Origin of the sequence: Microcoleus sp. Z1_A1 (genome assembly GCF_036700305.1) — a bacterium.
Lineage (GTDB): Bacteria > Cyanobacteriota > Cyanobacteriia > Cyanobacteriales > Microcoleaceae > Microcoleus.
The window spans coordinates 69,555-88,816 of the sequence record NZ_JAUBOR010000019.1; the positions used below are offsets into that span (position 1 = coordinate 69,555).

At 46.0% G+C, this 19,262-nt stretch carries 18 protein-coding genes; 9 read left to right on the forward strand and 9 right to left on the reverse strand.

Features of this window, described 5'->3' with window-relative positions; translation table 11 throughout:
* Nucleotides 1-90 precede the first annotated feature (90 nt).
* The 3 genes from QT973_RS14690 to psbA all read left to right on the forward strand — a co-directional run bounded on the left by QT973_RS14690 (nucleotide 91) and on the right by psbA (nucleotide 2,737).
* Nucleotides 91-720, forward strand: a complete 630-nt coding sequence (locus QT973_RS14690; RefSeq protein WP_333212848.1) for a precorrin-8X methylmutase — start codon at nucleotides 91-93, stop codon at nucleotides 718-720.
* Nucleotides 717-1,427 (forward strand): precorrin-2 C(20)-methyltransferase, encoded by a 711-nt coding sequence (locus QT973_RS14695; protein ID WP_333058637.1) that lies wholly within the window; start codon nucleotides 717-719, stop codon nucleotides 1,425-1,427. Before QT973_RS14690 ends, QT973_RS14695 begins: the two co-directional genes overlap by 4 nt.
* Nucleotides 1,428-1,654: 227 nt before the next feature.
* A complete protein-coding gene (gene psbA, locus QT973_RS14700; RefSeq protein ID WP_333070606.1) occupies nucleotides 1,655-2,737 on the forward strand; it encodes a photosystem II q(b) protein in 1,083 nt (360 codons plus the stop codon).
* 135 nt (nucleotides 2,738-2,872) lie between these two features.
* Here psbA and QT973_RS14705 read toward each other — a convergent pair whose 3' ends face one another.
* The 6 genes from QT973_RS14705 to QT973_RS14730 form a co-directional block, all read right to left on the reverse strand.
* Complete coding sequence (locus QT973_RS14705) at nucleotides 2,873-3,598, reverse strand: DUF4276 family protein (protein WP_333054560.1); 726 nt, start codon at nucleotides 3,596-3,598, stop codon at nucleotides 2,873-2,875.
* Nucleotides 3,586-4,893 carry an AAA family ATPase gene (locus tag QT973_RS14710; RefSeq protein WP_333054561.1) on the reverse strand — a complete coding sequence of 436 codons (1,308 nt, stop codon included), beginning with the start codon at nucleotides 4,891-4,893 and terminating at the stop codon, nucleotides 3,586-3,588. The genes QT973_RS14705 and QT973_RS14710 overlap by 13 nt, the downstream gene beginning before the upstream one ends.
* Before the next feature lie 107 nt (nucleotides 4,894-5,000).
* The gene (fabF, locus tag QT973_RS14715; RefSeq protein ID WP_333054562.1) at nucleotides 5,001-6,254 is read right to left on the reverse strand and encodes a beta-ketoacyl-ACP synthase II; all 1,254 of its coding nucleotides are present in this window, start codon (nucleotides 6,252-6,254) and stop codon (nucleotides 5,001-5,003) included.
* Nucleotides 6,255-6,351: 97 nt separating this feature from the next.
* The gene (acpP, locus tag QT973_RS14720; protein WP_333054563.1) at nucleotides 6,352-6,606 is read right to left on the reverse strand and encodes an acyl carrier protein; all 255 of its coding nucleotides are present in this window, start codon (nucleotides 6,604-6,606) and stop codon (nucleotides 6,352-6,354) included.
* A gap of 926 nt (nucleotides 6,607-7,532) precedes the next feature.
* On the reverse strand, nucleotides 7,533-8,072 hold the full coding sequence (locus tag QT973_RS14725; RefSeq protein ID WP_333054564.1) for a hypothetical protein: 540 nt from the start codon (nucleotides 8,070-8,072) through the stop codon (nucleotides 7,533-7,535).
* 91 nt (nucleotides 8,073-8,163) lie between these two features.
* A complete protein-coding gene (locus tag QT973_RS14730) occupies nucleotides 8,164-8,412 on the reverse strand; it encodes a hypothetical protein (RefSeq protein WP_333054565.1) in 249 nt (82 codons plus the stop codon).
* 160 nt (nucleotides 8,413-8,572) lie between these two features.
* Here QT973_RS14730 and QT973_RS14735 point away from each other — a divergent pair, with 160 nt between their 5' ends.
* The 4 genes from QT973_RS14735 to glmS all read left to right on the forward strand — a co-directional run bounded on the left by QT973_RS14735 (nucleotide 8,573) and on the right by glmS (nucleotide 12,440).
* Nucleotides 8,573-8,764 (forward strand): hypothetical protein, encoded by a 192-nt coding sequence (locus tag QT973_RS14735; RefSeq protein WP_333054566.1) that lies wholly within the window; start codon nucleotides 8,573-8,575, stop codon nucleotides 8,762-8,764.
* A 174-nt stretch (nucleotides 8,765-8,938) separates the two neighbouring features.
* Nucleotides 8,939-9,844 carry a CoB--CoM heterodisulfide reductase iron-sulfur subunit B family protein gene (locus QT973_RS14740; RefSeq protein WP_333054567.1) on the forward strand — a complete coding sequence of 302 codons (906 nt, stop codon included), beginning with the start codon at nucleotides 8,939-8,941 and terminating at the stop codon, nucleotides 9,842-9,844.
* Nucleotides 9,845-10,113: 269 nt separating this feature from the next.
* Complete coding sequence (gene psaC, locus QT973_RS14745; RefSeq protein WP_015175986.1) at nucleotides 10,114-10,359, forward strand: photosystem I iron-sulfur center protein PsaC; 246 nt, start codon at nucleotides 10,114-10,116, stop codon at nucleotides 10,357-10,359.
* Between the two features lie 158 nt (nucleotides 10,360-10,517).
* On the forward strand, nucleotides 10,518-12,440 hold the full coding sequence (glmS, locus tag QT973_RS14750) for a glutamine--fructose-6-phosphate transaminase (isomerizing) (RefSeq protein ID WP_333054568.1): 1,923 nt from the start codon (nucleotides 10,518-10,520) through the stop codon (nucleotides 12,438-12,440).
* Nucleotides 12,441-12,572: 132 nt separating this feature from the next.
* Here the strand turns inward: glmS and QT973_RS14755 are convergent, their stop codons facing one another.
* Both QT973_RS14755 and QT973_RS14760 read right to left on the reverse strand, forming a co-directional pair.
* Nucleotides 12,573-14,108, reverse strand: a complete 1,536-nt coding sequence (locus QT973_RS14755; RefSeq protein WP_333211384.1) for an O-antigen ligase family protein — start codon at nucleotides 14,106-14,108, stop codon at nucleotides 12,573-12,575.
* Nucleotides 14,109-14,151: 43 nt separating this feature from the next.
* Complete coding sequence (locus QT973_RS14760) at nucleotides 14,152-14,997, reverse strand: YaaW family protein (protein ID WP_333262381.1); 846 nt, start codon at nucleotides 14,995-14,997, stop codon at nucleotides 14,152-14,154.
* A gap of 490 nt (nucleotides 14,998-15,487) precedes the next feature.
* Between QT973_RS14760 and QT973_RS14765 the strand changes: the two genes are divergently transcribed.
* Nucleotides 15,488-16,240 carry a class I SAM-dependent methyltransferase gene (locus QT973_RS14765; RefSeq protein ID WP_333054572.1) on the forward strand — a complete coding sequence of 251 codons (753 nt, stop codon included), beginning with the start codon at nucleotides 15,488-15,490 and terminating at the stop codon, nucleotides 16,238-16,240.
* Between the two features lie 64 nt (nucleotides 16,241-16,304).
* Nucleotides 16,305-17,372, forward strand: a complete 1,068-nt coding sequence (locus tag QT973_RS14770) for an FAD-dependent oxidoreductase (protein ID WP_333391601.1) — start codon at nucleotides 16,305-16,307, stop codon at nucleotides 17,370-17,372.
* A gap of 515 nt (nucleotides 17,373-17,887) precedes the next feature.
* On the opposite strand, the gene QT973_RS14775 is transcribed toward QT973_RS14770, so the two are convergent.
* Complete coding sequence (locus tag QT973_RS14775) at nucleotides 17,888-18,823, reverse strand: polysaccharide deacetylase family protein (RefSeq protein ID WP_333391603.1); 936 nt, start codon at nucleotides 18,821-18,823, stop codon at nucleotides 17,888-17,890.
* Nucleotides 18,824-19,262: the final 439 nt, after the last annotated feature.

A 19,262-nucleotide genomic window follows, 5' to 3' on the forward strand; every position in this document is an offset into this window, starting at 1 on the left:
ATTTCTTCTTTCGCGTCCTTTCCATGTTGGCGGTTCATTCAAAAAATCTATTTCACAAATCCCACAAACTTCCCATAGCAGTTTTAAACAATGATTGACTACATTCGAGACGGAACAGAAATCTACACCAAATCCTTCGCCACAATTCGAGCCGAAGCAGATTTGTCAAGCTTGCCGCCCGATTTAGAATCGGTAGCCGTGCGACTAATTCACAGTTGCGGCATGACGGATATTGTTGCAGATTTAGCAGCTTCGCCCGGTGCAGCCACCTGCGGACGCCAAGCCCTCGCCGCAGGTGCGCCGATTCTGTGCGATGCCCGGATGGTGGCCGAAGGTATCACTCGCAAACGCCTTCCCGCTGACAATCCGGTGATTTGCACCCTCTGGCATTCCGAAATCCCGGAGTTGGCGCGACAAATAGGAAATACTCGATCGGCTGCGGCGCTTGATTTATGGCTGGATAACTTGGAGGGTGCGGTTGTGGCAATTGGCAATGCCCCGACTGCTTTGTTCCGACTACTGGAAATGTTGGATGCCGGAGCACCCAAACCGGCTTTAATTCTGGGTTTCCCGGTAGGATTTGTGGGGGCTGCCGAATCCAAAGCCGAACTCGCTGCCAACAGTCGGGGAGTGCCATTTATTACGTTGCACGGGCGGCGTGGTGGCAGTGCAATGGCAACGGCAGCCGTGAATGCGTTAGCGAAAAAGGATGAATTATGACTAAGGCTACTGGTAAATTGTACGGTTTGGGTATTGGCCCTGGCGATCCAGAATTGATCACATTGAAAGCTTATCGGATTTTGCAATCGGTGCCGGTGATTGCCTATCCGGCGATGGAAAATGGTAAGGTGCTGGCGCGGGCGATCGTTGCTGATTATCTGCGCCCGGAGCAAATTGAGATTCCGATGCCGTTGCCTTTTAGTCCGACGCGATCGTCTCAACCTTATTATGATATTGCTGCCGAGAAAATTGCCGCCCATCTGAGCGAGGGACAGGATGTGGCGGTGCTGTGTGAGGGCGAACCTTTTCTCTACGGCTCGTTTATGTATCTATTCAACCGTTTGTCGGCGAGATTTACCACTGAAGTTGTGCCGGGAATTTCTTCGACAATGGCGAGTGCGGCTGCGTTGGGAGTGCCGCTGACTTATCGTAACGATGTGTTAAGTATTATGCCTGCGACGCTGGATGCTGAGGTTTTGCGCGATCGACTGGCGGTTGTTGATGCTGCTGTAATTATTAAACTGGGGCGGCATTTTGCGAAAGTCCGGGACGTACTGATTGAGTTGGGACAGTTCGATCGAGCATTGTATATAGAACGCGCAACTATGCCGAATCAGCGAATTCGGGCGATCGCAGATGTCGAGCCCGCTGAAGTTCCCTATTGGGCTCTCATTATGATACCTAGCCAGCAGAAGTCTGTATCTTAATATTTCCATGCCTGAAGGCGACGCGCTTCCAGGCTTTACCTAGTTTTTGTCCATTCTTTCCCATTTATCCACCATTCCTGCTATTTATAAGTCAATCTTATACATATCATCAGTTAATCTGTTGTTAAAAAACTTTACAAACCTGAGAATATGCTTTATGTTTATTTACATGGCGGAACACAAAGCCGTCACGAACATTGAAAACCAAATAAAGCAATCATAAACAAATGACAACAACCTTACAGCAGCGCGAAAGCGCCAACGTCTGGGAACGCTTTTGTGAGTGGGTCACATCAACCGACAACCGCATTTATGTAGGTTGGTTCGGAGTCTTGATGATTCCTACCCTCTTAAGCGCCACCATTTGCTACATCATCGCCTTCATCGCTGCCCCTCCAGTGGACATCGACGGCATCCGCGAACCAGTAGCAGGTTCCTTGATGTACGGTAACAACATCATCACAGGTGCTGTTGTTCCTTCATCTAACGCGATCGGCTTGCACTTCTACCCAATCTGGGAAGCAGCTTCCTTAGACGAGTGGTTGTACAACGGCGGCCCTTACCAATTGGTAATTTTCCACTTCCTCATTGGCGTTTTCTGCTACATGGGTCGTGAATGGGAATTGTCCTACCGCTTAGGTATGCGTCCTTGGATCTGCGTCGCTTACTCTGCACCAGTTGCAGCAGCAACCGCAGTATTCTTGATCTACCCAATTGGACAAGGTTCTTTCTCTGACGGTATGCCTTTGGGTATCTCCGGTACATTCAACTTCATGATCGTGTTCCAAGCCGAGCACAACATCCTGATGCACCCCTTCCACATGTTGGGAGTTGCTGGTGTCTTCGGTGGTTCTTTGTTCTCCGCCATGCACGGTTCTCTCGTTACTTCTTCCTTGGTTCGTGAAACAACCGAAACCGAATCTCAAAACTACGGTTACAAATTCGGTCAAGAAGAAGAAACCTACAACATCGTTGCAGCCCACGGCTACTTCGGTCGTTTGATTTTCCAATACGCTTCTTTCAACAACAGCCGTTCCTTGCACTTCTTGTTAGGTGCATGGCCAGTAGTCGGCATCTGGTTTACCGCTTTGGGTATCTCCACGATGGCTTTCAACTTGAACGGTTTCAACTTCAACCAATCGATTATCGACTCTCAAGGTCGTGTCATCAATACCTGGGCTGATGTTATCAACCGCGCTAACTTGGGTATGGAAGTAATGCACGAGCGCAATGCTCACAACTTCCCACTCGACTTGGCTGCTAGTGAAGTCACTCCTGTAGCTTTGGTTGCTCCTTCTATCAATGGCTAAGTTTTAGTCTGAGATTGACAAAAAGCGCTCCTAGAAATAGGGGCGCTTTTTGTTTGGGGAAAATCTAATTTAACACTACTAATGCTTTGCAAAAGTTGGCTTACAGTTTACTTAAATAAATTTTTATCTGACCCTTTATGGACAACGACAAAAATTATTGAGATAGTTATAGAGTTCGCGAAATAAGGGACATTTTTTCTGGACTTCATTTGGATCGATTTCCCTCAATAGCAAAGGAGTATGATCTCCTTTAGAAAAGCGTGCTTTATCGCGATCGAGTTCATCTTGAACACTTGACTCAATTAAATATTCTGATAGTTTTTCTCGACAGCAATCTTTTTCAGCATCGTATTCACTAAATGCTTCTGGATTCTCAAAAGAAACTTTTCTTTGTGTACTTAGCCACCAACGCATCCGTTCATGTCTTTTGCCTCGACGAAAATCTGAATGTTTAGCTATTGAATTATTCCAATCAGCAATAATCCAAGCTTCGATTTCCGGCGCGGCAAACCCAACAAATTTTTCGATGTCAGCACATTCGGGTATTTTTGATAACTCTACCAATATTTTTGATTTTTGTGTCTGAGAATCGCGACAATCCAAATCGTCAAAAACTAAAATCAAGTCGCATTTATTTGCTTCCGCTTTTAAGGCGATCGGTAATTCTTGCTTTATTTGCTCGATTAAGCTTTGACCTGTTCTTCCATAACTACCTGCTTTATTAGCTTTAGGGCCGGGTTTTTGGCGAACTGGTGTTTTTCGTTCAAATCTACAGCCCGGAAAAGTTTTTTCTAAAAAAGGAAAGAATCCTCTAACCTCAGCCTCACCGCCACCAGAGAAAACCCACACTACCACGGCCATCCTCCAATACTTGGATCGCCAACACGGTATAAGTCGCCCAATTGCCATCCCTCTTCAAGTTTTGGCTTCAGCAGTTCTTTTGAAAGAGATTTGACTGAGAAATACGTTCTGTTTTCGGGATAAAAACAAAGAACATTCTCTAAACGATCGGTAAAGTGATCTAAAAGGTCGGGACTATGTGTGGTAATAATTATCTGAGTTCTGGTGGCAGCTTTTTTAATCCACTCAGCTAAAATTGGCATCCACGAGACGTGCAATCCTAATTCAGGTTCATCAATGACTATCAAAGAAGGAAGAAGTGGAGAATGTAATATAGTTGCCCAACAAAGCATCCTGACAGTTCCATCCGACATTTCATTTAGGTAGAATGCTTCATCATCAATACCTTCAAAATACCATTCTACAGTGAGAGATAGGCGACCCGAAGGTAAAGCTCTAAGGCGACGAGTTTTTGGCAGGATGGACTTCATTGCCTCGTTAATGCTATCTTCAAAATTGATAGATTTTTGGTTTAAATTGTACAATACTAAAGGCAGATTATCTCCCGATGCAGATAAGTAAATATCACTGCCACCTATTTTAGGTTCGGCGGTTCTGATTGAATTCAAATTCATGTTATTGGCATTATAAAATTGCCATTTTGAAATAAATTCAATTAATTCTCTTCTAATTTTGTAAATAGGTGTAGTTTCTGGTGGTAATAGACTATTTTCAAGCAGTGTCGGAATTGTCAACAAACCAAAAGAATTGGTAGGAATGTTATCTAAAGGTTCAAACTGAGTTGGCTCTTGACCGAGAGACTTGTAAACAGATAAAACTCCTTGCCCTAATTCTCTGTTATGCAATTTATAGTAATAGAAAGGTTGCCTGCTGGAAGTTTCCTGCAAATCTTCTCCGCCATATAGATATTCTTCAGAGATGCTCGCCCTTACTTTTTGTCTATCGGTATAAAGTTTGAAATCAAGAATTGCGCTGTCTTTTTGAAGATTACCAGTGTGGTTAATTTGCGAAAAACAGCAAGCTATACTGACCTTTGCTGGACTTTCAACATTGACATCTAAAATTCTACCACCACCAATTTTAGAAACAGCATCCTCAAAACTACTCACGTCCCGATTTGCGTCAGGAATAGCTATTAGGCAATCTTTTAAAAATTTTAAACAACTGATGAAATTGCTTTTGCCTGAACCGTTTGAGCCGATAAATATATTAAGGTTGTTTAAATTTACAGATGGATCTAAGTGCAGATTTTTATAATTCTTTGTTGTCAAAAATCGAATAATTGGTTGATTCATACGATCGCTCCGGTTATACTTCAGAAAGTTAGGGCAGGCAAGATGCCTACCCTACAAAGGTAAAAAATTAATTTTTTACCTTTTAACTCTCGATTTTGGATTAGCCGTTACTGAACAAACTTCTTGAATGCCAGAGTCACGTTGTGGCCGCCAAATCCAAAAGAATTCGACAGCGCCACATCAACTTTTAGATCGCGGCTTGTATGAGGAACATAGTCCAAATCGCACTCAGGATCGGGATTTTCCAGATTAATTGTCGGCGCGATTTTGTCATTGGCGATCGACATTACCGTCGCCACCGCCTCAATTCCCCCAGAACCGCCCAAAAGATGACCGGTCATTGACTTGGTAGAACTAATTGCTACTTTGTAAGCATGGTCTCCCAAAGTCTTTTTAATCGCCTTGGTTTCCGTAGAATCGTTGGGAAGCGTGCTTGTGCCGTGAGCGTTGATATAGCTCACCATATCCGGCGTCAAACCCCCATCCTTGAGCGCTAAAGCCATGGCCCGCGACGCACCCTCTCCCCCCGGTACCGGAGAAGTCATGTGATACGCATCGCAAGTTAAACCGTAGCCGACGATTTCTGCGTAAATCTTCGCGCCACGCGCCAGAGCGTGTTCCATTTCTTCTAGAATCAGAATGCCAGCACCTTCGCCGACGACAAAACCATCACGATCGCGATCGAACGGACGGCAAGCATGAGTCGGGTCATCGTTGCGAGTCGAAAGCGCCCTCGCCGCAGCAAAACCCGCCACGCACAAAGGTGTCACCGCAGCTTCTGTACCGCCGCAAATCATGGCTTGGGCGTAACCCGCCTGAACTAAGCGAAACGCATCGCCCACGGCATTCGACCCGGCAGCGCAGGCCGTCACCGTGCAAGAGTTTGGCCCCTTAGCACCCGTTTGAATCGCCGTCAGGCCCGCGGCCATATTCGCAATCATCATGGGAATCATAAACGGGCTGCATCGATCGGGGCCGCGATTCAGATAAATCTCTTGCTGGTCTTCCAAAACCTTCAGGCCACCAATGCCAGTGCCAAGAATGACACCCACCTGTTCTGCGTTCAGGTCATTAATCTCCAACTTCGCATCAGCAAGAGCTTGTTTGCTCGCTGACACCCCAAATTGAGCAAAGCGATCCATGCGCTTTGCTTCCTTGCGCTCTAAATAGTCGTGTGGGTCGTAACCCTTCACCTCTGCGGCAAAGCGGCAGTCGTGCCGCGACGGGTCGAATAAGGTGATCGGGCCTATACCATTCTTGCCGGCAAGCAACCCGTCCCAATATTCGGACAAGGTATTGCCGATCGGTGTAATCGCGCCGAGACCCGTGATAACAACGCGCTTACGCTCTAAATTTGTCATGATTTCAGTTTCAAAAAATTAAACACCCAGAACGCAGAACTAAAGAGGAGTTTCCAGTTTTATAACTTCTCTCCTCTTAGGGGAAAAAACAGGTATTTTATGCTTTTGGAGCTGCAAGTTGGCTGCTGATGTAATCTACACAAGCTTGAACCGTAGTAATTCCTTCGGCTGCTTCGTCGGGAATTTCAATATCAAACTCTTCTTCCAAGGCCATTACCAGCTCTACTGTATCTAAGGAATCTGCTCCTAAATCGTTAGCAAAGTTGGCTTCGGGCTTGACTTCGCTCAGCTCGACTTCCAGTTGCTCTTTCACAATTTTCTGGACTCTAGTAAAAATGTCGTCTTGGCTCATAACATCGTGTCCTCATTGGTTGCTGCGTATCTAATCTTATCCGAAAGGGGGATCTGCAGGACAAAGGCTGGCCGCTTTTCTAAGTGACACGGGCCAGGGACAATTGGGACACGGACGATCGCAGCAACTCTAGGACTGTTATGGGGTGGCGATCGCTATTTGAATAGTTCTGGAGGCATAAACTCTATCTGGCGGTGCACACCGTACCTTACCGCTACCAATAGTGTTGCAAAGCAATTTTTGCGTCCCGGACTGATTGAATGACTATCTGCAAGAGATCATGCCCTAGTGACTGCTTGTCCCCTAGAAATTCTCAAAAGCAACGCCCAAACGCATACGATCCGTCTTGCTTTCCTACTTGCGCTCGCACTCAGATAACCTCAACGGACTCAATGGAAGTATCGCATCTGTACATCGCATCTGTACAACGATGGAGTTTGCCTACGCTGCGTTCCCGACAAACACAAACCACCTCTTAGCCCCTATTTAGCGCCTGCTGCACCATGTACTCCCCGAGTTTCCCGGATGCGCCTACGATAAAAACCTACACATAACGGCTGAATTGAGCGGCAAACGAGCGCCTCGATCTCAACACCAAAATATCACTTTTGTCAGAGCCAAGGATATGTTATACACCCATCACTTCACAATTACTTATGTTTCGCGATCGCCCATAGCTTCTCTGGACTCAACAACGGAGCCAACCATCTTTGCTTTTGCTTAATCTCGGCTGAAAAACGACAAATTTAACAGGCGCGATCTGTTCCGCCTAACGGTGTGCTTGAGGGGCTGTCAAAACCATTGCATCTACACCACTGACTTTCCCCAGTCGGCTCCAAGCGAATTGTTAGAAAGCTTAACATCAACTCTACTTACAAGATCAGAGATTGCACTTTGTCCATCAATTGTGGATGATTCCCGTCATTTCATGGATTTTCAGGAAGAAGCGCCTCCATATATGGGGCAATATAATTGCGACCTTTTTCGATATAGTACTTTGTAAACAGAGATTCAAACTCCTGTTTTACTAATTGAAGTGCAGCATTCAAACGTGGGCGACCGTATACTAAAAACTGAGCCGTCGAATAGGCATAGTATTCTTTCTCTTTACCGACAATATTTTTCTTGAAGGCATCTTGGTAAAGCCCACGTCCCTCCTCAATCAATTGTTGAATGGATGAAGTAAAATGAATCGACTCTCCACTTGGGAAGTCGATTTTTTTATCTTGAATAAATCCAATCACCTTCTTCATGCATTCACGGGTTTGTTCAACTGATAAGCATCCCTCATCTTTTCTTCTAAATCCCCATTGAGTGCAACCATTTGTAACTTCAAGAACTCGTAAAATTGCGAGGTTATCAAGCTCTTTTGAATCGATTTTCTGCAATTCATGAATATGATGCTCAATCCGTTTACTAAATCCGTGGAAATCAGTTTCACAATACTCTTTGAGCTCTTCGATCATGGCTAACTGTTGCCAGTCGAACCTTATTGAGTTTAACATTATTGAATTCCCTCCAAATCATTCATGTTTAGGCAGTATGGGCGGCTAAGGACTACCTCATTCCGCTCAAAATTGTCATTTTTATCCTAGCCATACTCAAACGTTTTGAAATATCGATCGTAGCTTGCCCGATCATCAAAACTTCAAGAACGCCTTCTTGAAGTTTTGATTGAACTCCTCGGCAATACCTCTGTTGCCCTCGATATTTGTGAGGAGCTTTGTAAATTGTGACGGCTTGGGGGAATTGTGCTTGACCCGACTGCATGATTTGACATTTTGGGTGAGATGAAAGCAGTATCATAAACTACCGCTATGTCTGGAACCAGATGATTTTGCAACTACCGACAGCATTGAAGTACAATCGCACTGATAACCCAGCAAGCTAACGGTGTAGTTCAGCCACCTTGGCTTATTTACTCTTGAATCATAACACTCTAATGGGTCGGGTGTAACGATGTGTTATGCTCGATCGCCTAACAATTACTTATGCTAATGTGCTCGCCCTTCGCCTTTGCGAACTGGCAAACTTAGTAACTCATTTTTGCTTGCCCAGCAGCGATCGCAGATACATAACTTTGACGGTGCGATTGATTCCAGTGTCTAGACGAACCATCAGCGATGGGATTTTTCCAAAAGCGCCTTCAGCAAATTAGCGCGATCACCCCGCCACCAACCTGAAAACTGCGTTTCATCTGTGCCTTAAAAGAGGGGGGCTTTCACGCTAGTTTTCTGTAAGGATATGGAGAGGAGAAACGAAGCAGGAAGCATCCCGACCTCCAGCGCTCTCGTTTCTTTTCCCTTGCCTTTTCTCCCCTGCAGAAACGATTATGCCATCCCCAAATCTCAAATATGCTTATTTTCCCGGTTGTGTCGCCCAAGGAGCCGCCCGCGAACTTTACCTGTCTACCCAAGCACTGACTCAAGCGTTGGGGATTGAACTGGTGGAACTAAAGAAAGCTTCCTGCTGCGGTTCTGGCACTTTCAAGGAAGATTCGCAGTTACTCGAAGATACTGTCAACGCCCGCAATATTGCTTTGGCTGAGGAACTTAATCTGCCTTTACTCACGCATTGCAGCACTTGTCAAGGGGTAATCGGTCATGTGGACGATCGCCTCAAGGAATCTCAGAAAACCGATCCCAACTACGTAGAAAAAGTCAACGGTTTACTGGAAAAACAAGGCTGTTCGCCTTATCAAGGCAGTACCGAGGTGAAACATCTGTTGTGGGCGATCGTGGCAGATTACGGGCTCGACGAGGTGCAGAAGCGTGTCACCCGCAAGCTGTCGGGTTTGAAGTGCGCGTCTTTTTACGGGTGCTACCTGCTGCGAGCTCAGGATAAGCTGCTTTACGATGACCCGCACCAACCGGAATCGATGGAAAATGTGTTTCGGGCGATCGGGGCAACTCCGGTTTACTATCGAGGGCGGACGCAGTGCTGCGGCTGGCCGTTGGCGAGTTATGCCACTAACCAATCTTTTCAGATGGCAGGCAAACATATTCAAGATGCTCTTGACAATGGCGCTGATTGTATGGTAACGCCTTGCCCGCTTTGTCATTTAAATTTGGATTCGCGACAGCCGGAGGTAGAAAAAGTAATCGGGCGCAAATTGGGTTTGCCGGTGCTGCATTTACCGCAATTGGTGGCTTTGGCTTTGGGTGTGGAACCGAAAAAACTAGGACTCGATCGACATATTGTTTCCACAAAGCCCGTGTTAGAAAAATTAGGCTTTTAGTCGATCGATTTGCACAGATTTGTAGTAAAGAAGTCCGTCCTTGATAACTCCCCTCTAACCACAGACTTGCTCAGTAGGAACCTACTTTGATAAGACTCTCCGCGTGAATAACTGTGAAGTTTTGTCGCTTTTTCGCGAAGTGCTTCCAGGCACTGCGGTAGACTAACCTTTAATTCTCTGTGCAGGCTATAGCGGTGGCACCTCGCCGTCAAATCTGTTCACTCGCAGAGGCAGCAAATTTTTAGTGACTCGTTGGGAGCCTTTATTCAATGTCTCATTCAGTCAAAATTTACGATACTTGCATCGGCTGCACTCAATGCGTCCGCGCTTGTCCGACTGACGTTTTGGAGATGGTGCCCTGGGATGGCTGCAAAGCAGCTCAGATTGCCTCATCTCCCCGCACCGAAGACTGTGTAGGCTGCAAGCGGTGCGAAACTGCTTGTCCCACCGATTTTCTGAGCATCCGGGTTTACCTGGGAGCAGAAACCACTCGCAGTATGGGTCTAGCCTACTAAATATCGATCGACACGCCGATCGAATTACGGGCACAAAAGAGGGGGCGATTAAATTGCCCCCTCTTTTTTGTCGCGGAATCTGCATTCGGGGCCGGAAGAAGGTAAAAATGATAAAACTTGAGTTTTATTGCGATCGCTAAGCAGGAGTAGTACGTTAAATGTGCGGAATCGTTGGCTATATCGGCACGCAAGCAGCAAGCGAGATTTTGCTAGCAGGATTGGAGAAACTAGAATACCGGGGCTACGATTCAGCGGGCCTCGCTACCATCTCCGAAGGAGAAATTACCTGCATCCGAGCAAAGGGCAAATTGCACAACCTCCGGGAAAAGTTAGCAGAGATAGACTCTCTGGCTCCCATCGGCATCGGACACACCCGCTGGGCAACTCACGGCAAACCAGAAGAATATAACGCTCACCCTCACCTAGATAATAGCGGGCGAATTGCGGTAGTTCAAAATGGAATTGTCGAAAATTATCGCGAGTTGCGGGAAGAATTGAAAGCGAAGGGACATAAATTTGTCTCCGATACCGATACAGAAGTTATCCCTCATTTAATAGCTGAATTTTTGAAAGAAGCAAGAAGGGAGAAGGAAGAAGAAAAAGATAAAAAAACAGAAAAGATTGCTGATTTATCGTTTTTGGAAACGGTTTTAAATGCGGTAAATAAATTAGAAGGAGCTTTTGCGATCGCCGTTATCTGTGCAGATTTTCCAGAGGAAATAATTGTCGCCAGACAGCAAGCTCCTTTGGTGATTGGGTTTGGTGCTGGTGAATTTTTCTGCGCTTCCGACACGCCGGCCTTAGTATCTCACACCCGCACTGTTTTGTCCTTAGAAAATGGCGAATTGGCAAGGCTAACTTCGATGGGAGTGGAAGTTTACAGCTTTGCAGGGGAAAGGCTGAAAAAAAGCCCGCGCATCCTTGGTTGGAGTCCGGTTTTAGTCGAAAAACAAGGCTTCAAACACTTCATGCACAAGGAGATTTATGAACAGCCCGCCGTAGTCCGAGCTTGTTTGGAGGCTTATTTAGACAGCGATTGGCAGCCAGGAAATCCGAACTCTCCCATCAATCTCAACTTGCCCAATGAACTTTGCGCCGATGTCGAACAAATTTCAATTCTCGCCTGCGGAACGAGCTGGCACGCCTCGCTAATTGGCAAATATTTGTTGGAACAATTAGCTAATATTCCGACTGCGGTGCAGTACGCTTCTGAGTACCGCTACGCACCGGCACCGCTGACAGCAAATACTTTAACTATTGGGGTAACTCAGTCGGGAGAAACGGCGGACACGCTGGCTGCTTTGGGGATGGAACAGCAGCGCCGCGCGGGTTTTACTGATAAATTCCGGGCGAGAATGTTAGGCATTACTAACAGAACCGAAAGTTCGATCGCCCACATGATGCCGCAGGTAATCAACACCCACGCCGGTATAGAAGTCGGCGTTGCTGCGACTAAAACTTTTGTCACTCAGTTGATGGCATTCTATTTCTTAGCTTTGGATTTGGCGCACCAGCGGCAAACAATCAGCACTGAGAGATTGGCAGAAATTATTACTGGTTTGCGCCAGTTGCCGGCAGAAATTGAGAAGTTTTTGGAGATTCAAGAACAGTATGTGGAGGAATTGTCCCACCAGTTTACAGACACCCAAGATTTTATCTTTTTGGGGCGGGGAATTAACTTTCCGATTGCTTTGGAAGGGGCGCTGAAACTGAAGGAAATTAGCTACATTCACGCCGAAGGATATCCGGCGGGAGAGATGAAACACGGCCCGATCGCCCTTTTGGATGCGAAAGTGCCTGTAGTGGCGATCGCCATGCCCGGAAGCGTCTACGAAAAGGTGCTTTCCAACGCTCAGGAAGCCAAGGCCCGCGACGCCCGTTTAATTGGCGTTACGCCGAAGCAAGGTGTGGCGGAAGCCGACATTTTTGACCACGTTTTGCCCGTGCCTTTGGTGGATGAATTGTTGTCACCGATTGTAACAGTGATTCCGCTGCAATTGTTGGCTTACCACATTGCAGCGCGTCGAGGTTTGGATGTGGATCAGCCACGAAATTTGGCGAAGTCGGTGACAGTGGAATAAAGGAAGTCATTAGTCAGTAGTCATTAGTCAGTAGTTGGTTATTGGTTGTTGGTTGTTCGTTCTAATAACCAATAACCTATGCCCGATGCCCGATGCCCGATGCCCAATGCCCAATGCCCAATGCCCTATTCCCTATTCCCTCTGGCTGACTCCGCAAATTGCGGCTAACAGCAACCAGCTTGTAGTATTGAGTCGGAAATCAAACAGCGTCACGTCTACAGTGTTAAAAAGCGTACAGGCGGCGAAGGCTAATAAATAACTGAAAAAAATTAGGCGATCGCCTGAATTTTCCTGTTGACAATTCACCAGATTCGTGCTGTGTAAAATAGAATTTTTCTCAGTTTCCTCTGCGTCTATTTTTTCCTGCTTAATATCCCCAGGAAAATGCGGCCAATTTGCCAGCAGCAAAACACCCCTAGCCAAAACCCAGCCAACTAAACCAAACAACAAAAGCGTTGCCGGTATTCCCGTTTCCGCAGTCAACATTAGTATCAAACTGTGAGGATGACCAAGCCATTCTTGCATCTGAGCTTGATAGAGAGGCGTAAAATTTCGCAATCCCCAACCAGTCCAAGGACGCTGCTGCGTCATCGACCAAGCAAATTGCCATTGAGTAGTTCTCAAAGTAGCTGTCGGCCGATTTGGGAACATCTCGTCGGTGAGTCTAGCCCAAAAGAAAGCAGGGACAATTCTTCGCAAATACTGCCGTAATGGTTCGGGGCCAAAGGCAGACAAAAAAACTGTGCTAGCCACACTAAAAACCGCAGCTAATATTTTTTTATAACCCGCATAAAATGCAAAAGCCAAAACTGCAAAAACTGCCAGCCCCCAGGCATTGCGAGAATTAGTAAAAATCAAAGCAACAGCATTTCCCACCACGGCCAAACTTAAAAATAGGAATCGGTAACTGGGAATCGGTAATTGGGAATTGGGAATTGGGAATTGGGAATTGGGAATCGGTAACTGGGAATTGGTAATTTGCAATTCATTAATTATTTCCTTCTGCCTTCTTCCCTCTGCCTTCTGCCTTCTGCCTTCTGCCTTCTGCCTTCTGCCTTCTTCCATCCACAGTCCCAGTGCTAAAATAAAAGCAATTGTCAGATAGCAAGCTAAAATATTAGCGTACATAAATACAGAAGCCATACGGCCGGGGGGATTGCCTTGGGGTTCGAGTACCCAGCCAAAAACAGGCTGCAATTGAGCGATGCCGCTCCAACCGAAAAATTGCTGTCCCAGGCCTAAAATTATCACTGGAATTGAACTAATTACAATCACCCAAGACAATTGCCGCAATTGAGGCAAAGTTTGAATTAAACTGCTGAAAACGGCAAACAATATAAAGAACGGCAAGAAATTGTATAACCCTACAAAAGCCTCGATACGGTTGTTAGCAAAAACCGCTGTGATGACTAGCAGCGCGCTCAGAATTGCGAATCCTCGATTCAACGGGCGGCGACTAATTTGACGGAACTTTTGCTTGCAAGTGCCGGCCAATCCCAGGAATAAACCTAAAGCTCCCAAAATCGGAATTAAGGGAAAAATCAGCATCCCCAATTGGGCGAAATTCCAAGGAATTTGCAGGCGGGGATCTGGATGTTTTTGGAGGCGAGACTTGAGATTTTCTGCTGTCTGTTTGGCCGCTAATTTCAACCGATTTTTGATATTCACCCACACTCCCAATCTCAAATCTAAAATCTACAATCTACCATCGTTAAGCTAGTTCCCAAACGCATTCCGATCGCGTTAATCGAATTTGAGCTAGGGCAAAAATGGTCGGGATAATGCGGCCGTAGTTCGTGGAAATCGATCGCCAACCCAAATCCGCGAAAAACCAAGTCCACATCACCGGGCCGAGAAACGAGAACACGCTGCGCGTCGCACCGTAACGAGCGGCACTCACAGCCATACCGCGCCGCGCCGTCTGAATTGCGACATAATTTTGAAACTGGGTTGCTGCAGTTGCAGTGCCTGTAAGCACTCCTTGTTTTGCCATTTGATAGGTGGCAAAATGCAGCGCAAATTGATTAGCCATTAGTTTGAGCAGCATTGGTTTTAAGATGGAACTAACAGCTAAAGCGCTGCCCCCTTTGAACAGTAAACCCAGCGGGTCTTTTTCAGCAGTAATTGGCAGGGGTTCTGAGAGTTTAGAATCAACGATCGCTCGCTGTACGCGCAGTGTCAGCGCTTGCTGTTCGTCTGCAGGTAAACGCTTCCACGCGCGGCCCATTAAGTGCAGAAATACTTCTGCCTCTAAGTCGGTGGTTGACAACTGTCTGGGATAAGGGATTTTGAGATAGCGACAAACTTGAATTAGTGCTTGTCTGTAAGTTACTTGTTGGGTTCGCCCTCTGAGTACCGTCAACCCGTCGGCTGCAAGATAGCGAAACCGCTGTTCTACGGCGTCGAGCCATGCTTCGCGATCGCGACTTTGTACATCTATCGGTGCGGGGGTTTGCACGTAATCTAAAGGGTTAAACTTGCGGCTGAACAGAAGTTCTGTTAGTTGCTGCAATTCTTCTTCTGTTGTTAATTCGAGTGCTGCTCTGAGTTCGTCCAAAATTTTGCCCTCCCGTATACGATTTTAGATTTTAGATTTTAGATTTTAGATTTTAGATTTTAGATTGCTGCTGGTTGACAACCCGTGGGATTTAGGATTTACCTACAGTGGCATTTTTTATCGGGTCTTAATCATGGATTCGTGCTGTCCATTATTCTACTACCTGGCGCAGGACGATCGGCAGGATTTGCACAGAAGATCCGACTGCTAGAAGCTATAACCTCAGCAGCTACATCGATCGGCGGACGCGCATCTAAATTTTACAGTCAAGTTTGGTGTCCCGCCGCTCCTAAAAATACAATTTAGATGCCCAACAGCCAACCCGGAACCCCTCGGTACGTCTGCAACCCCGCAGCTTGAGGAGTCAAACCGTCGCCATGAACGCCCACTATTTTATTCGCTATAAACAAAAGAAAAATAATTTAGTGTAGTTCTGTTCAAAAATGTCAGTTAATCCTATAATGAGTTTGGTTTTTTTAGAACAAAGTAAATGATGTCTTCTTCTGTCGCACCGTCTTTTTTGCAGGGATATTGGCAAGATACTTTCAATCTCAAGCAGCATCTACAGGATTTTTTAAATTTAGATTTAGAAACAATTGAACAAGAGCTCGCTGTCGGTCAACAATCCCTAAAAGAAATAGGCCATCGGGATTTTGATTGGGAAAAAGCTAGCGAGTTTTATCGCGATCGAGTCGGCCAAGCTTACCTATTTGACCTCGGAGCTTGGCATATGTCCAATCAGGATTACATAGGAGGCACTTTAACATTAATATCAGATATGGCTGCCGGTCGAGTTTTAGATTTTGGCGGCGGTATTGGCACTCATGCTATTGCAGCAGCTCTTTGTCCTCAAGTAGAACAAGTAGTCTATTGCGATCTTAACCCCATAAATTGCAATTTTGTTCAAAGCCGAGCTGCTAAGTTAGGATTGAGTGAGAAAATTTCCTGTTGTCTGGAAGTATCGCCGACGGAAGTTTTCGATTCGATTATTTGTTTTGATGTAATGGAACATTTACTAAAGCCAAGTCAGCAATTGATGGATTTTCACAAAATGCTGGCTCCGTCAGGGAAGATTATCCTTAACTGGTATTTCTTTAAAGGTTTTAATCAAGAATTTCCTTTTCATTTAGAAGATAAGCAAGAGATGAACACATTTTTTACTAAACTTCAGTCTAATTTTATGGAGGTTTTTCATCCTCATTTAATCACCGCTCGTTGCTATCGCAAATTAACTGCAAGTTAAGAAATCATCTTAAGGCTTATTTCCTAGAAAAAGTCCGGTAAGTAATGTATCTGAAAGTCCCATTATGTTCGATGTTGCGGTGATTGGTGCGGGTATGGCGGGGCTGAGTTGCGCTCAACGGTTGCGTCAAGCTGGTTATTCTGTGGCTGTTGTTGAGAAATCTCGCGGGGCGGGGGGACGTGTTGCTACCCGCCGCGTACAGGGTACGAGGGCAGATCACGGGGCGCGGTATCTGGAACCGCAGGGGGATGCGGTGCAGGGGTTAATTGAGGTTTTGGTCGATCGCCACATCCTCAAACTCTGGACTGATACTGTCTGGGAATTCAGACAGGGAAAACTTTCTGCTATTCCTAGTTCTTGTTATGTCGCACCTGCGGGTATGAATGCTATCGGTAAGTATCTGGCCCAGGATTTAGAGATTTGGTTTGGCCGCCGCGTACAAGCTATTTCTACTACAGATAACCAAAGGTGGCGTCTTTCCCTAGAAGTCACTGACAGCAATTTAGAGATACCTCAAGAATTGATTGCTAAGGCTGTGGTTGTGGCAATTCCTGCACCTCAAGCTTTAATGTTTTTGAGTTCGGAAATCGGTTTTAAATCTGATTTTCTTGACAAATTGCGTTCTGTGGAGTACGAGCCTTGCATTACGGTTATGGCTGGCTATCCTGCGGCAAAACAGCAAGATTTAAGCAATCTAAATCCGCAGTGGAAATCTGTTTCTTTTGCCGATAATTCTGATTTAGCTTGGGTTGGTTGGGACAGCAGCAAACGGCTTGAGTCGCAGCAGCCTGTGTTTGTGGTTCACAGCAGCGCAAATTTTGCCGATCGCCATCTAGAATCGGCCGATTTGCCAACAGTCGGTCAAGAATTGCTCGATCGCACTTCTGAATATTTAATCCCTTGGCTGAAACAGCCGGAATGGTTGCAGGTTCACCGCTGGCGCTATGCTTTTTGTCGAAATCCTTTGCCTGTTTCTTGTTTGGCGGCTGGGGGGAATTTGCCACTGGTTTGTGCGGGGGATTTGTGCGGGGAAGGTCAAATAGAGGGTGCTTTGCGATCTGGTTGGGCGGCAGCTAATTGGGTGAATTCTCAGTTGCAGGATTTGCCGTTAGATTCAAGCCTAAATTGGTAATATGGCTACAATTAAGGTATCAATTTTGCCTCTAACGCTATGGCCATCCCGTCTGGGTTTAGCCCCGAAGATTACCTTGCCCTCGAACATGATAATACCGTCCGGCATGAATAACGGAGGTCAATCGATTTTCGATTTTCGATTTTCGATTTTCGATTGAAGCATTGACTTGCGCGAGATAAATACGTTCGGCAAGTTTCATCGGATACAGGTTTTTTATTTCTCCACGGATGAATCCGGGGGATTGTATCCTGGATGCTTTCGGTCAGGAAGAAGGAATAAGGAAGTTCGGCAACGGATTCGCTCGACGGATGTAACGGATGTCAGGAAGAAGGAAAAAGGAAGAGGGAAGAAGGAAGAAGGGAAATGCAATGATTTCAGCAGTCAAGAACGTCGCTGGTAATCGGCCGCAGTTACTACTTCTTCCTTCTTCGTTCCGCTAGAGTTCTGAAAAATTAATCTATCGACATACAAAAAAAGGGGGAAATGGTGTAAAATCCCACTTTTCCAAATTGTTACTTTTGTGCTGTTTCCTGTTGTTGTAAGTCTTGTTCTTGCATCTGCAATAACTCGGGAACTGTTACGAAACTGTACCCTTCATTTCTCAATCGAGCAATAATATCAGGCAAAGCTTTTACAGTTCTTGCTCGATTGCCGCCGCCGTCGTGCATCAGCACAATGCCGCCCGAATTTGCCTGCCTCATCACGTTGTCTATCAAAGATTCCGTAAGGGTGCGCCAATCAAAAGAATCAGCAGACCACATCACAACTGCATAATTTTTCTTTTGAGCATAAGCTGTCAATCCATTGTTTAAAATGCCTCCTGGCGGGCGGAACATCGATGTTTGGATGCCGGTCAAGTCCTGAATTAAGGATGAAGTGCGATCGATCTCGCGAGCGGCACCGTCTTCGTTATACTGAAGGTATTGATGGTTCCAAGTGTGATTGCCGATCGCGTGACCGGCTTGTGCAACCTGTTGGCCTATTTCGGGAGAATTTTTCAGGTATTTTCCTACCCAGAAGAATGTAGCCTTAATATTATTTTCCTTGAGAATATCTAGGATTTGTGTAGTTGTTTTCGGCCAGGGGCCGTCGTCAAATGTCAGGGCGATCGCCTTGCGCTGGGAGTCGAGTTTCGCGTGACGAAGGGTTGTACCTTGAAACTGATCCGGTACGGCTGATTGAAATCGGATTGCTTGCACTTGGGCTAGAGCATTTTGGGAAAATTCAACTCGATGGGCGATCGCCTCGGAGAACTTATTAATATTGGACATCGGCGGTTGTTCTGGCGACTGGGATACGGCCAAGACTTGCGCCTGAATCGGTTGCAATGGCTGATTGGCCCGCAAGTTAATCGGCCATGTCACACCCAGCAAAAAACTTCCTGTTGCTGCCATAAAAGCAACTATTAAAGTTTTTCGCCGCCTCCACAGCAGTTTCAATTTTGTCACGTCATTGTCTCCTTCACACCTTGTACAGTTAATTTGAGATTTTATGTTGGTATCAAGTTAATCCACTTAAGAGGATAATCTTAAATTGGACAGTCCGTAAAAATGCTACTGGAAATAACCGATCGTGGGGAAGTCCGCCCGGATAAAAAAATTTAAGATTTGTGTGCCAGAAATGCCCTAATCCATGAAAACGCGGGATGGGTGAACTTTTTCCCCAGCTAGGGGGACGGCGCTCAAATCGGATTAATGGCACGATATTCTTAGGGACTGGGCTGGCTTCGACCCGCGTCCCTACCTGACACTGCAAGTTGGTTTAACGTCAGATGTTGCACTATTGTCAATAAGCTTTTTAGGAACAGGCTTTTCGGCCTGTTCCACAAGAAAATCTAGTCTTTGTGGAACAGGCCGAAAAGCCTGTTAAGCGAGAATAGTGCAAGAT